Genomic DNA, 13,379 nt, shown 5'->3' with positions numbered 1-13,379 from the left:
AAAGTTTTACGTACTTTAACTGAATCAACCTATGAAATTCAGCCTCAGCAAAGTCATTATGAATCTCTCGAAGTAGATGAGTTCTGGAATTTTGTTGGAAATAAAAAGAATAAACAATGGCTTATTTTTGTTCAAAAGTCATATTTTACCTCGGAGAAACCGGACATTTTTATTGGTGAGAATATAGACACTTTAAATGGGTTCTAACACTCTCTGTTTCGTATAACAGCCATTATGTTAAATGAATGATAATTGACATTTTGTTCATTAATACTGATATGCAACGAATTTTATTATATGTCACCCCTCAATTACAAATATAAATGACTGCTCGTCTAATCATCTCCATTACACAATTAAATGTTAAAATGCATAGCTACTTCATCTAAGATAAAATATATGTATCCAAATCTACAGCACAGCTTCGAAAACAGCGTCATTCTCGTTGTAGAAGATGATTATGATATTGGTGACATTCTTGAAAAATACATAAAAAATGAAAACATGCAGGTCATCCGTGCATTGGATGGACAACAAGCTTTAGAGTGCCTAAAAGCCAACTCTATCGACCTGATTCTCCTTGATATTAAATTACCCAAACTAAATGGCTGGGAAATTCTACAAATCATCCGTCAAACAAGTCATTTACCTGTCATTATGCTGACTGCCTTAGATGATCAAGTGAATAAGATCATGGGGCTAAAAATGGGTGCTGATGACTTTATTATTAAGCCATTTAACCCAAACGAAGTGATTGCACGAATACAAGCCGTACTTAGACGAAGTACAAGCCAAAATATGGAAATAACTAATATTATTCGTTATAGAAATATTGAAATTAATCCAGATCATCATCAAGTTTACATTTCAAATGGTCAAAGAAATCAGTTGCTCAACCTTACGTTAACTGAGTATAAGATACTGTTTTTGATGGCAAAAACACCGAATAAAGTCTTTACACGTAATGAATTGATCCAAAACTGTATGCCTGAAAGTGATGCTTTAGATCGCACTGTAGATAGCCATATCAGCAAATTACGCAAAAAACTTGAAGAAAATGATGTAAATGGCTTATTAATCAATGTCCGTGGCGTGGGGTATCGCTTAGATCAAAATCATGAAATTTAACTTTTTTAAAAATTCTGTTGGAATTAACTTCCAGTTTATTATCATGATGAGCCTATTCAATTTAGGCATTACGCTGTTATCTTTCATGATTGGCTATTTTGTTTATAGCTGGGCGATAAAAATAGGTTTTCTAAATACACAAGTTATTAATTCAAATGAATTTTCAGTTACCTCCGTTGACTTTATCTGGCTGTTTTTAGTGCTATTAACAGGCTTTTTTCTTTCTACTATCCTCGCCTTTAAATATGGAAAACGCTATACACAGCCAATTAGTGATTTAGCAGATGTTATTCAACAAATTCAACAAGGCAATTTAGCACTCAGAATTAAACAGCCACATCATGATATTCCACATGAAATCAAGTCTCTTATTGAGAACTTCAATGAAATGGCAAACCAACTTGAAGTATCAGTTAAGAATTCAACTGTTTGGAATGCTGCAATTGCACATGAATTACGAACACCTGTGACAATATTACAAGGTCGCTTGCAAGGTATTGTCGATGGTATATTTATTGCCGATAAAGCTTTACACCTAAGCTTATTGAACCAAGTCGAAGGCTTATCTTACCTTGTGGAAGATTTACGGACACTGACACTTATTGAAAATAAACAATTACGATTAGAACTAGAAAAGACCAATTTAAAAAATAGTATTGAAAAATGTCTGCAGATGTTTAATGAACGGTTTCATGTTAAAGGTTTAACTATTGTTTTAAATTTGACGGATAAATTGGTTTGCGTTGATATAAGAAGGATGGAACAGGTCTTTATTGCATTGTTCTCTAACTTTCTAAGATATTCGAATGCTGGAAAAATAAATATTACATCTGTAACCACAGCAGAACATTGGGTATTGACGTTTGAAGATGAAGGTCCTGGTATTGATGAATCGCATCTTAAACACCTGTTCAAACCCTTCTATCGACTGGAAGACTCTAGATCATGTCTAGATGGCGGTACTGGATTAGGCTTGGCAGTGATTGATGCAATTATTGAAGCACACCAAGGTCATATTTATTATTCTAAATCCAAAAACTTAGGTGGCAGCTGTTTTACTATTCAACTAAATCGTAAGACATCAACTCATTTATAATGTGTTAAGTTCAGATTAATACGGCTTAATTTAAACCATAAATTTAAGATAAATTGATGTCTGAACTTAACCATTCTGTTTGATGATCCTCAAATAAATTTCATCACAATGAATTCTCATCTCGATATTTAGCTAGCATAAAAAATACCACAATGGAGAGTATCCCGATGATAATCCCTGCTGTTAATAATAAATTAACATGAGCTGAACTGAAGGCAATTTTACCTGCGTTAATCAATGCTGTACCTTGTTCAACGGGTAACTGGCTCGCCACTAAATAGGTATCACCAATCGAAAGTCTGGCTTTTTCTGCTAAAACAGCAGTTAAATCTGACGGCACTTGAAGATGACTGCCAAATATATAGGCCATGAAAACACCAAATAAAGTAATACCTAGTCCTGTACCCAGTTCATAACCTGTACTTTCAAGTGAACCTGCCGCACCGCCCTTTTCTGCAGGTACTGAGCCCATGATCGCAATGGATGAAGCTGTTAAACCAATACTCAGTGTTAATCCAATCGAAGCTAAAATAAAGGGAACGATGATTCCCGGATGATGAAAATCTGAATAACTCAAACTGACCAACGCAATTGCTGCCAATATTAATGACATGGTCGCAACCAGACGGAGTCCAAATTTATTGGATAAAAAACCAGCAATAGGCCCGCCAATAGCGGCCGCAACCATAATCGGAACCATAAAAAGACCGGCTTGCAGCGGTGTTAAACGAATGACATATTGCAGCTCCATTGCCAAAGTTAACTCAACCCCTGCCAAAGCGCCTGCAGCAACCATTGCCATAATAATGCCGGCTAAAATAGCAGGACGTGAAAATAGCGAAAGATCTAGCATCGGCTGAGGAGAATTCAGCTGTTTGCGTACAAATATGGTTAATAAGCCGATAGATAAAACGACCAAAGGCAAGACAATCAACAACGACTGTTTACCGCCTAAGCCTGCTTTTAGTGCATATACAAACGAAATCAAACCGACAATCAGCAATAGCGCTTGACCAAATGCCCAATGTCCAGGGGTTATAGCTTCTTTTCGGGACAATAAGAAATAGCACATTGGTGCGACAACCAGCATGATTGGGACGTTAATCAGGAAAACTGAACCCCACCAGAAATATTCTAACAATCCCCCACCAATGAGCGGTCCAATGGCGGCACCGGCTGATCCGATTGTGCCCCAAATACCCAGCGCAATGGCACGTTCGCGACTGTCTTCGAAGGTTCTGCGAATAATACCCAATACACAGGGCATAATCATGGCACCGCCTAATGCTAATAAAGCACGTGCGGCAATCAGCATAGAAGCCGTTTGGGAAAATGCCGCAAGGACTGAGGCAATTCCAAATATAACCAAGCCAATCAGCAGAATCTTACGATTGCCGACACGATCAGCCAAAGTTCCCATCGGAACTAAAAGTCCAGCCATAAGTAATGGATAAATATCAATAATCCATAAGACTTGGTTACTTGTGGCACTCAGCGATTGGGTTAATGAGGGAACCGCAACATGCAGTACAGTCATATCAATCACAATCGGCAGAAATGCAAGCACGACAGCGAGCAATATCCACCAGCGTTTCGGATCAAGATTGGTAGCTTTCATGATTAAACCTATATTGATGGTTTATTAAATCAATTCTGAAATAAAGATGTAAATGAAAGATTTGTTGTGGGCTAAACTCGTTAACCCACAGCTTTTATTCTCAGTTTTGATGCTTAATGTGCCGCTTTACGTTTCGAGAATTTCTCAACCATGCTCATGACGACAATAAAGAAAATCGGTACAAAAATAACAGCTAGAATTGTTGCGCTGATCATGCCGCCAAAGACGCCTGTACCAATCGCTTTTTGAGTTTCAGAACTAGCGCCACTGGCAATGACTAAAGGAATAACGCCACAGGTAAATGCCAAAGATGTCATTAGGATTGGACGTAAGCGCAATTTAGCGGCTGCAACGGTTGCCTCCACTAAACCCATTCCTTCTTCTCTTAGTGCTTTTGCAAACTCAACAATCAAAATAGCATTCTTTGCAGATAGACCAATAATCGTGATCATGCCGACCTTAAAGAAAATATCATTTGGCATACCACGTAACATTACTGCTAAAAAGGCGCCAATCAACCCTAGAGGGACAACTAGCATCACAGAGAATGGAATTGACCAGCTTTCATAAAGCGCTGCCAAGACAAGGAAAACGACTAACATCGACAACAGTAATAAAAACAAGGTTTGTGATTCCGACTGTTTTTCTTCTAGAGAAATCCCAGTCCACTCATAACCCACACCTTTCGGAAGTTGTTCAATCAAATTTTCCATCTCAGTCATGGCTTGTCCTGAAGATATACCTGCTGCTGGACTGCCAGAAATACTCAATGATGGACGACCGTTGTAACGATTGTATTGTTGTGGGGAATGTTGCCAAATTGGAGTAATTATTTCAGACATTGAAACCAATTTACCGCTTTGACTGTTCACCTTAATCTGAAGAATATCTTCAATACTCATGCGTGATTTGGCATCAAGTTGCACAATGACTTGCTGCATACGGTCATGATTTGGAAAATCATTGATATACATCGAACCCATTGAGGTTGAAATAATATCGGTCACATCACTGAAATTAACACCTAATGCCTGCAATTTATCTCTATCAATTTTAAGCTGTACAGAACTGCCATCTGGCAAACCTTCAGGATAGACCTCCGCCACGATTTTACTTTGTGCTGCTAATGCTAAAAGCTGATCTTGTGCTTCTCTTAAAGCAGGCATGCCAATATTGCCACGATCTAATAATCTCAGTGAAAAACCAGATGAGTTACCCAATTCATCAATTGCTGGTGGTAACACAGACATGGTTTGACCTTCTGAACTTTCAGCCATCGCTATATTGGCATTATTCACGACTTCTTGTGCCGTAATAGTACGCTCTTCGAATGGCAATAGATTGGTAAAATACATCGCTGTATTCTGACCAGATCCACTAAAACCAAAACCTAAGACCGCCATATTGTCTTTAATCCCCGTTTCTTGGTCTAAATAATTTTGAAACTCAGCAACGACTTTACGGGTACGTTCTTGAGTTGCATCCGCAGGAAGTTGAATCGAAGTCATAAACCACCCCTGATCTTCTTCTGGCATAAACGCAGTCGGAACGTGTTTAAAACTAAAAATCAGCACAATGACAATGCCTAAGAAACATAACATTGCGAGGGTTTTATGTTTAATTACTTTAAATAAACTGCGTTCATAGCGATTGTTCAGCTTCTCAAAACTGCGATCAAACGATGCAAAAACACCCTTTTTCTGATGGTCTTGATCAATCGGTTTTAACATCGTTGCACATAACGCAGGGGTTAATGTCAGTGCAAGGAAAGCTGAGAATAAAATTGAAACCGACATGGTAATGGTGAACTGACGATAGATAATCCCCACTGAGCCTGACGCCAATGCCATCGGCAAGAATACAGCGGCTAACACTAAGGTGATGCCAATAATCGGATTGGTAATTTCCTTCATGGCTTTAGATGTGGCTTCAACTGGAGATAAGCCTTCTGTCGCCATAATGCGTTCAACATTCTCAATGACCACAATCGCATCATCGACAATAATCCCGATCGCAAGCACCATACCGAACATGGTCAGCACATTAATCGAAAAACCAGCAAGCAGCATGACTGAGAATGTGCCAAGCAATGCAATCGGTGCAACAATCGCCGGAATTAAGGTGTATCGAACATTGTGTAAAAAGATAAACATGACAATAAAAACTAATGCCATAGCTTCAAGCAATGTCATGATTACTTTTTCAATCGAGATTTTTACAAAAGGTGCAGTGTCGTAAGGTATAGAGAATTTCATACCATCAGGCAGTGCTGAACCTAACTGTTCAATTTTCGCTTTAACACCTTCTGCAGTCTTGACAGCGTTGGCACCAGGACTCATTTGTATCGCCACAGCTGTAGAGGCTTTGCCATTTTCTAAAATCGCAAAGTTATACATCTGTGCCCCGATTTCGACACGAGCGACATCCGACAGTCGAACATTGGCGCCATTTTGTTGAGCACGTAAACTAATTTTCTTGAATTGCTCTACAGTTTCTAATTGACCTTGAGCAGTTAAAGGAATAGTAATTTGTTGCCCCGTCAAAGCAGGAACATCACCAATACGACCTGGTGATATCGGCAAGTTTTGGTTTTGGATGGCTGTATTCACATCTTGAATACTCAATCCATAAGAAACCAAACGATCTGGATCGACCCAAATCCGCATGGCTTTTTCAGCACCAAAATTTTGGACTTTACCAACACCGTCAACCCGCTTTAATTCTTCAATCACATAGCGAGTCATATAGTCACTGACATCAATTTCACTATATTTGCCATTCGGTGAACTTAAGCCCACCATCATTAAAAAACCAGACGACGCAGCATCGACCATCAGCCCTTGTTGTCGCACTGTTTGAGGTAAGCGTGACTCAATGGCTTTAATTTTGTTTTGCACATCAATTTGTGCAAGTTCTACATCTGTACCTGGTTTAAATGTTGCGGTGATTGTTGCTGTTCCAGAACTATCTGAACTTGAACTGTAATAAAGTAAGTTTTTGACACCTGACATTTCCCGCTCAATCAAGGTCACAACACTATCATTCAATGTTTTTGGCGTAGCACCTGGATAGATTGCCGTAATACTAATCTGTGGTGGCGCAACACTTGGGAATCGTGCAATAGGTAACTTGGGGATGCTTAGTACACCCAACAGAATAATAAATAAAGCAATCACCCATGCAAAAATAGGACGCCTAATGAAAAATTGGGACATTATTGCTGTCCTCCATTTTCCTTAATATTTGTAGGTTGCCACTGCTTAATTTTTAATTTTTGCTCAGGCTGTATACGATCAGCCCCTTCAACAATGACTTTCTCACCTGCTTGTAACCCTTGTTTGATCACATAGTTATTTTGATAACGTTGACCAAGCTGAACAGGCTTGCTTTGCGCTAAACCTTTTTGATTAACAATCGTAACATTGGCTTTACCACTAATATCATGTTGAATCGCTTGTTCTGGAACTAGGAGCGCATTTTCAACTTGAGCTCGGCTCATATTGACTCGAACATACATGCCTGGCAAAAGTTTTTGATTTTCATTATTGGCTAAAATACGGATTGTGACATCACCCGTATCAGGATCAACTTTAGTATCCGAAAATAGGATTTCACCTGTAACGTTATAAGGTTTACCCTGACTATTTAGGATTTCAACCGTATGTTTGGTATTTGACACGTCACCTTGCTGTAAAGCTTCCTGTAGTTTTTCATAATCACTAATTGATTGCTTTACATCAACATAGACTTTATTAATCTGTTGTATTACGGCCATTGCATTAGTATCACCTTGACCAACTAATGCACCCTCAGTCACTAAGATTTCACCAATCGTTCCCGAGATAGGGGCTGTAACAGTCGCATATTTAAGATTAAGTTGTTGTCTGCTTAACATGGCTTGCATTTGCGCCACATCGGCTTTTGCTTTTTGATAATCTGCTTCGGTATTGTTGTATTCCTGCTGACTAACCGCATTTACTTTTACTAATTCAGTGTAGCGTTTTAACAGCACCTGCAAACGTGTCACCTCAGCTTGTGCACGGTTTAAAGTGGCTTGATTGCTTTTTACATCTGCCTGAAATATTTCAGAATTCAATTTAAAAAGCGGTTGACCTGCTTGCACATAAGAGCCTTGCTTAAAAAGTACTTTATCAACAATTCCACCTACTTGCGGGCGAATTTCAGCAATACGGTAAGCGACAACACGGCCTGGAAGATTTTCAATTAAATTCATGGAATGCGGTAATACCGTGATGGTACTGACAACCGCTGGTGGCATTTCTGTTGGGGACTGTTCAGCATCTTTGGCTTGTGTACAGCCGATTAAAAGTACAGTTGTAATAAGTATTGAACCTATTAAATGATAATGTGTTGACATGCTTTTTCAGAGGGGGGGTTTTAGATACTACTATTTTGAAATAGCAGTGTTTATGAATTGCTGATGTTGTGTGGAGATTGTGTGGAGATTGTGTGGAGAGATTAAAAGATTTATTTTTTAATGACACGCTTAAACAGCGTGGCTTGTAAATTAGTATAAATAATTTTGTTGTTCTACAATTTTGATCGTATCTTAGTTTTTTCTCATAGTTCATGAACTTTAAAATTCTAAACCAAGACTAATATTTATATAAGCAATTGAAAATACAATACATAGTTTCTTTATACACTTATGAAGTGAACTTTAGGTGAACATAAGTTAAATAGAAATTTTTAATTAGTTCAGCACAAACGTACAATCTTTAAGGCCTATAACTCGATACCGTTCTCTCTTTGATGTTTATTGCTATCTAATTGAGTGAACTCTGTGGAAATATTTCTTTATACATTAAGCGTTATGTATAGCCCAGGCCCTGTAAATTTTATGGGGCTAAATTCTGGCCTTACAGGTCAATTAAAAAAGACTATAGGATTTTACCTAGGCATTGGTTTCGCCATGTTGATCTTATTCGTATTGTTTGGCTATATAGGTGAAGCTGTTATTCCACATGGATTGATTCATTATATTGCTTTAGCGGGTGCAATTTATACATTCTACTTGGCTATAAAAATGATTAGGGCGAATGTAGAAACAACTCAACAGCAAGAAAGCCATCTAACATTCTTAAATGGCTTATTTATTCAGTTATTAAATCCAAAAGCCATTCTCGTCATTCTACCTGTTACGACAATTATGTACCCTGCAGCCAAAATCACAGGAATCATGATCTTGATAGTTTCTTTACTGATTTCACTTGGTGCTGTTGGCGCACCATTCACCTATGCTCTGGTTGGAAAAGTATTAGGCAACAAAATTGCTAATCCTATCTGGTTTAATCGGCTAAATAAGCTGATGGGTATACTCTTGATTTTATCAGGGCTTTTTATGTTCAAAGATTTTCTTAATGGAATAAATCTGCTGTAGGACAAATTAGCCGTTCAAATCGAACGGCTATCTTTTAATATTTATCATTTTCCATTGAGTGGGAGTTAAACCAAATGTTTTTATAAAATGTCTGGTCATATGACTCTGATCAAAAAAGCCTGCATTTAAAGCAGCATTAACAATAGACTCCCCTTGAGCAAGGTAGAACTTAACTGTTTCTAAGCGACGCATGATCATATAACGGTGTGGGCTAGTTCCAAATAATAATCGGAAATCACGAGAAAGGCTCCAGCGGTCACGATCAGCATGTTTCTCTAAATCTGACAAACTTAAGTTTTCATGTGGATACGCCAAAATACACTCACGCGCTCTCTCTGCTGCCTTGTAGTCAAATTTTTTGTTTTGGTTAGATGAAGTATCTGAAATTTCACACAGTGTAGTTGCCAAATCAAATAGAGCATCTTCCTCTTCTAGGGTATCCATATAATTATTTATATTATTTAGAAAGCTATCCATTGCCCTAAACAGGCGAATATCATTACTTAAGCCATGTCTGATAAAAGGCAAAGGTTTACCCTTTAAAATGGTTTGGATCATCGCTGGTTCGATGTAAATCATTCTATAGCGATAGCCATCTAATGTTCCTGATTCACCATCATGCTTTTCATCCGGGTGTAGAACCATAGTCATGCCTGGCAAGCTATGTTGCAATGTACCTTTGTAATGAAAGTTTTGAACTCCGGAAAGAGTCCTGCCAATAGCATAAGTATCATGTCGGTGAGGTTTATAAGCATAATTGGAAAGAAATGCTTCAATTCTTTCTAATTTATGATTTTGAGTGGGGGATCTCACAATCCAATTATTTCCACTGGAGAAATCAGGCATAATTGATGGCCAATTTTTCGTAGATTCTATTGTAGATTATTTTTCACTTTTCCTAAAATTAACATAATACACGTTATACGAAGTTGAAATGAAAAATGGAGCTTAAAGCTCCCTTTTTTACTAGTTTTTTTTAAATTGCTAAGCGTAAATTCAGTGCTTTTACGACTTTAATAACAGTATCAAAGCTTGGATTTACATCGCCAGAAAGTGCTTTATAAAGACTTTCTCGACCTAAACCAGTGTCTCTTGATAATTGAGCCATTCCTTTAGCTTTAGCAATATTACCTAAAGCTTTTGCAATGAATGCCGCATCACCATTAGATTCATCGATACAGGCTTGTAGGTAAGCTTGCATATCTTCTTCTGTTTTAAGATGTTCAGCACTGTCCCATTTGCGAAGTTTGATAGCCATTTACAGCTCCTCCTCTAAATCTTGTGCTAATTGTAGGGCAAGTTTTATATCTTTACTTTGCGTAGACTTGTCTCCGCCTGCTAAAAGAATAACGACCCTTTGCCCTTGCTTACAGTAATAGATCCTGTAGCCAGGTCCAAAGAAGAAACGTAATTCAGAAACACCTTCACCTACTGGTTCAGTATCTCCAAAGTTTCCATCTTCAACCCGATCAATTCGGACTTGTATACGTCTTTTTGCCTGCAGGTCTTTTAACTTAGTAAACCAGTCATCAAAGACTTCAGTGGTATATATTGAGTACATAAGAGTAATGTATCCTATAGGATACATTCATGCAAGAAATAAACTTGAATGTATGGGGCTACAACAGAATTTCGTATAACCACCATTATGTTAAATAGATAGCAGTTGGGAGATTATTTATTCTTTCAATAGACAAAAACTTGCGGAATTTTTCTTAATTTGTAATCCTTGCGGCCAAGGGTGTCTAGCGTAGCTAAGACAGGTATTCGTTATAGTCGGGCCGCTATAATACGGATGACGAGTGCCTGTATGTTTAACCTAAATATCTTTAACAAGATCTCTAGCGAAGTATTGACCATCAAAAATGATCTTGAGCTGAATTCTGAAAATCAACTGATAACTAAGTATAAGACTTCTACTTCTGAAGATTATAAACAGGCTATTGTTTTGATTTTTAAAGAACGTGGCTATACACGTTTGGAAATAGGTCAATTACTTGGGGAGCCAAAAGCTTCATAAAATACCGATTAAACAAAGCTTGGATATAACATCCAGGCTTTATAAAAAAGTACCTAGCTGTTACCCTTGTCCTGATTTTTTTACTCTAAAACGTTCTTTCATCTTATGACACTTACGCCACCTTAAGTTTATTTATCGTCTTAAATCTGTAAATAACTCATCACTGTCTAGTGATGTGGTGTAGTCGTTTGTGTGTTGTATATATCACATCACTAGCCTATCTGAAAAATTAAAAAACAGGCTATGTTTATGTTATCTAATGTCCGAGAACAGTGGTTCTCTAACATCCGTGGGGATGTACTTGCCGGATTAGTCGTCGGTCTTGCACTCATCCCTGAAGCCATCGCATTTTCAATTATTGCAGGTGTAGATCCTAAAGTTGGTCTATACGCATCCTTCTGTATTGCCGTCGTGATTTCTTTCGTAGGTGGTCGTCCTGCCATGATTTCAGCAGCCACTGGTGCAATGGCGCTGCTTATGGTCACATTGGTCAAAGAGCATGGGCTTGAATATCTGCTGGCAGCAACAATTTTGACAGGCGTGATTCAAATATTGGCAGGCTATTTAAAGCTCGCCAAGTTAATGCGGTTTGTATCTAAATCTGTGGTTATTGGATTCGTAAATGCGTTAGCGATCTTAATTTTCATGGCTCAATTGCCTGAACTGATTAATGTGACCTGGCATGTATATGCTTTTGTTGCTTTAGGTTTAGCAATTATTTATCTATTCCCTCTGGTTCCCAAATTAGGAAAATTACTCCCTTCTCCACTAGTCTGCATCATTGCAATCACATTATTGGCAATCGCTTTAGGAATTGATGTACGGACCGTGGGCGATATGGGGTCTTTACCTGACACACTTCCAATGTTCTTGATTCCAGATATTCCTTTGAATATTGAAACATTGATGATTATTTTGCCTTATTCAGTCGCACTGGCGGCTGTAGGTTTACTTGAATCGATGATGACAGCAACTATCGTGGATGAAATGACTGATACGCCAAGTGATAAATATCAGGAATGTAAGGGACAAGGGATTGCGAATATTGCTTCTGGCTTTATGGGTGGCATGGCCGGTTGTGCAATGATTGGTCAATCTATGATTAACGTAAAATCAGGTGGCCTTACACGCTTATCAACATTCTCTGCGGGCATTTTTCTTCTTATTCTGGTTGTATTTATCAGCGACTGGCTCAAAGTGATTCCAATGGCTGCATTGGTAGCGGTAATGATAATGGTCTCTATCAGTACCTTTGAATGGAGTTCTGTCACTCAGTTAAAAGATAATCCTAAGAGTAGTAATATCGTCATGATTGCGACGGTGATTGTAGTTGTTGCTACGCATAACCTGGCTTTGGGTGTGTTAACAGGCGTATTACTTTCAGCCTTGTTCCTGGCGAATAAACTTGAAAATGATATCCAGGTGACAGCATCTTTTGAAGGAATGGCCCGTTTATATGAGTTGAGAGGTCAGATCTTCTTTAGTTCTTCTGAAAAATTCATGCAAGGTTTTGACTTTAAAGAGGATGTAAAGGAGGTGATTATTGATTTGACCCATTCTCACATTTGGGATGTAACATCAGTCGCCATGCTTGATTCTGTTGTAAATAAATTTCAAAAGAATGGTGCGAATGTCACAGTACGTGGTCTAAATGAAGCCAGTTCGATCATGATTGATAAGTATGGGACACATGCCAGAATTTAAGTTTTAAAAATTCTATATTTATATAGAATTTCTAAAATTAACATAATACACCTTATACGAATCTAAAAATGGGAGCCTTTAGCTCCCATTTTTACTATATTTTTAAAGTTTTAAGCGTGTTGTACTGTGAGTTTTAAGCCTAAAGCATTTACTACACGATTAATCGTATCAAAACGTGGTGCTGAATCCTGACGTAGGGCTTTGTAGAGTGCTTCACGCCCAATCCCTGCTTCTTTAGCGATTTGAGTCATGCCACGAGCTTTAGCAATAACACCAAGTGCATGGGCTAATTCAGCTGGATCATTTTCTTCAAGAACCATATTGAGATACATCACAATGTCTTCTTCAGTTTTGAGCGACTCAGCCATATCAAAACTTGGTAAATCAGCGACTTTAACCATTTTAATCCTCC

General features: G+C 38.1%; 12 protein-coding genes and 1 pseudogene. 6 read left to right on the top strand and 7 right to left on the bottom strand.

Translation table 11 applies throughout. The annotated features are described in order from the left end of the window. From FTV43_RS13570 to adeS, 3 genes and pseudogenes are all read left to right on the top strand, one after another. A pseudogene (locus FTV43_RS13570) lies at window positions 1-129 on the top strand (IS1 family transposase); the annotation flags it as partial. A 270-nt stretch (window positions 130-399) separates the two neighbouring features. Beyond that, window positions 400-1,128: an efflux system response regulator transcription factor AdeR gene (gene adeR, locus FTV43_RS13565; protein WP_032073130.1), complete on the top strand. Its 729-nt coding sequence runs from the start codon at window positions 400-402 to the stop codon at window positions 1,126-1,128. Next, on the top strand, window positions 1,118-2,224 hold the full coding sequence (gene adeS, locus FTV43_RS13560; RefSeq protein WP_032073131.1) for a two-component sensor histidine kinase AdeS: 1,107 nt from the start codon (window positions 1,118-1,120) through the stop codon (window positions 2,222-2,224). The genes adeR and adeS overlap by 11 nt, the downstream gene beginning before the upstream one ends. Window positions 2,225-2,327: 103 nt before the next feature. On the opposite strand, the gene FTV43_RS13555 is transcribed toward adeS, so the two are convergent. The 3 genes from FTV43_RS13555 to FTV43_RS13545 all read right to left on the bottom strand — a co-directional run bounded on the left by FTV43_RS13555 (window position 2,328) and on the right by FTV43_RS13545 (window position 8,220). After that, window positions 2,328-3,842 carry an MFS transporter gene (locus tag FTV43_RS13555; protein WP_032073148.1) on the bottom strand — a complete coding sequence of 505 codons (1,515 nt, stop codon included), beginning with the start codon at window positions 3,840-3,842 and terminating at the stop codon, window positions 2,328-2,330. A gap of 113 nt (window positions 3,843-3,955) precedes the next feature. Next, window positions 3,956-7,060, bottom strand: a complete 3,105-nt coding sequence (locus FTV43_RS13550; RefSeq protein WP_270915313.1) for a multidrug efflux RND transporter permease subunit — start codon at window positions 7,058-7,060, stop codon at window positions 3,956-3,958. After that, complete coding sequence (locus tag FTV43_RS13545) at window positions 7,057-8,220, bottom strand: efflux RND transporter periplasmic adaptor subunit (protein ID WP_032073150.1); 1,164 nt, start codon at window positions 8,218-8,220, stop codon at window positions 7,057-7,059. The genes FTV43_RS13550 and FTV43_RS13545 overlap by 4 nt, the downstream gene beginning before the upstream one ends. 426 nt (window positions 8,221-8,646) lie before the next feature. On the opposite strand from FTV43_RS13545, the gene FTV43_RS13540 reads away from it, so the two are divergent. Continuing rightward, window positions 8,647-9,243: a LysE family translocator gene (locus tag FTV43_RS13540; protein ID WP_074163998.1), complete on the top strand. Its 597-nt coding sequence runs from the start codon at window positions 8,647-8,649 to the stop codon at window positions 9,241-9,243. Window positions 9,244-9,270: 27 nt separating this feature from the next. Here the strand turns inward: FTV43_RS13540 and FTV43_RS13535 are convergent, their stop codons facing one another. The 3 genes from FTV43_RS13535 to FTV43_RS13525 all read right to left on the bottom strand — a co-directional run bounded on the left by FTV43_RS13535 (window position 9,271) and on the right by FTV43_RS13525 (window position 10,804). After that, entirely contained in the window at window positions 9,271-10,089 is an 819-nt protein-coding gene (locus FTV43_RS13535; protein WP_032073151.1) for an AraC family transcriptional regulator, read from the bottom strand. 130 nt (window positions 10,090-10,219) lie between these two features. Next, entirely contained in the window at window positions 10,220-10,501 is a 282-nt protein-coding gene (locus FTV43_RS13530) for an addiction module antidote protein (protein WP_000985610.1), read from the bottom strand. Continuing rightward, window positions 10,502-10,804 carry a type II toxin-antitoxin system RelE/ParE family toxin gene (locus FTV43_RS13525; RefSeq protein WP_154320144.1) on the bottom strand — a complete coding sequence of 101 codons (303 nt, stop codon included), beginning with the start codon at window positions 10,802-10,804 and terminating at the stop codon, window positions 10,502-10,504. Between the two features lie 249 nt (window positions 10,805-11,053). On the opposite strand from FTV43_RS13525, the gene FTV43_RS13520 reads away from it, so the two are divergent. Both FTV43_RS13520 and FTV43_RS13515 read left to right on the top strand, forming a co-directional pair. Then, on the top strand, window positions 11,054-11,263 hold the full coding sequence (locus FTV43_RS13520; protein ID WP_004976362.1) for a hypothetical protein: 210 nt from the start codon (window positions 11,054-11,056) through the stop codon (window positions 11,261-11,263). A 249-nt stretch (window positions 11,264-11,512) separates the two neighbouring features. Next, complete coding sequence (locus tag FTV43_RS13515) at window positions 11,513-12,967, top strand: SulP family inorganic anion transporter (RefSeq protein ID WP_026438532.1); 1,455 nt, start codon at window positions 11,513-11,515, stop codon at window positions 12,965-12,967. Window positions 12,968-13,077: 110 nt separating this feature from the next. Here FTV43_RS13515 and FTV43_RS13510 read toward each other — a convergent pair whose 3' ends face one another. After that, window positions 13,078-13,368, bottom strand: coding sequence for an addiction module antidote protein (locus tag FTV43_RS13510; protein WP_004969304.1), 291 nt, complete (start codon window positions 13,366-13,368; stop codon window positions 13,078-13,080). Window positions 13,369-13,379: the final 11 nt, after the last annotated feature.

Source organism: Acinetobacter sp. YH16053 (assembly GCF_013417035.1).
Classification (GTDB): Bacteria; Pseudomonadota; Gammaproteobacteria; order Pseudomonadales; family Moraxellaceae; genus Acinetobacter; species Acinetobacter towneri.
This window is presented reverse-complemented; position numbering and strand designations above follow the sequence as displayed.

What these genes read in the sequence shown, in the direction of transcription:
- FTV43_RS13535 (WP_032073151.1), bottom strand. Translation starts at nt 10,089, where the DNA reads ATGCCTGATTTCTCCAGTGGAAATAATTGGATTGTGAGATCCCCCACT.
- FTV43_RS13520 (WP_004976362.1), top strand. Translation starts at nt 11,054, where the DNA reads ATGTTTAACCTAAATATCTTTAACAAGATCTCTAGCGAAGTATTGACC.
- FTV43_RS13555 (WP_032073148.1), bottom strand. Translation starts at nt 3,842, where the DNA reads ATGAAAGCTACCAATCTTGATCCGAAACGCTGGTGGATATTGCTCGCT.
- adeS (WP_032073131.1), top strand. Translation starts at nt 1,118, where the DNA reads ATGAAATTTAACTTTTTTAAAAATTCTGTTGGAATTAACTTCCAGTTT.
- FTV43_RS13525 (WP_154320144.1), bottom strand. Translation starts at nt 10,804, where the DNA reads ATGTACTCAATATATACCACTGAAGTCTTTGATGACTGGTTTACTAAG.
- FTV43_RS13515 (WP_026438532.1), top strand. Translation starts at nt 11,513, where the DNA reads ATGTTATCTAATGTCCGAGAACAGTGGTTCTCTAACATCCGTGGGGAT.
- adeR (WP_032073130.1), top strand. Translation starts at nt 400, where the DNA reads ATGTATCCAAATCTACAGCACAGCTTCGAAAACAGCGTCATTCTCGTT.
- FTV43_RS13510 (WP_004969304.1), bottom strand. Translation starts at nt 13,368, where the DNA reads ATGGTTAAAGTCGCTGATTTACCAAGTTTTGATATGGCTGAGTCGCTC.
- FTV43_RS13530 (WP_000985610.1), bottom strand. Translation starts at nt 10,501, where the DNA reads ATGGCTATCAAACTTCGCAAATGGGACAGTGCTGAACATCTTAAAACA.
- FTV43_RS13545 (WP_032073150.1), bottom strand. Translation starts at nt 8,220, where the DNA reads ATGTCAACACATTATCATTTAATAGGTTCAATACTTATTACAACTGTA.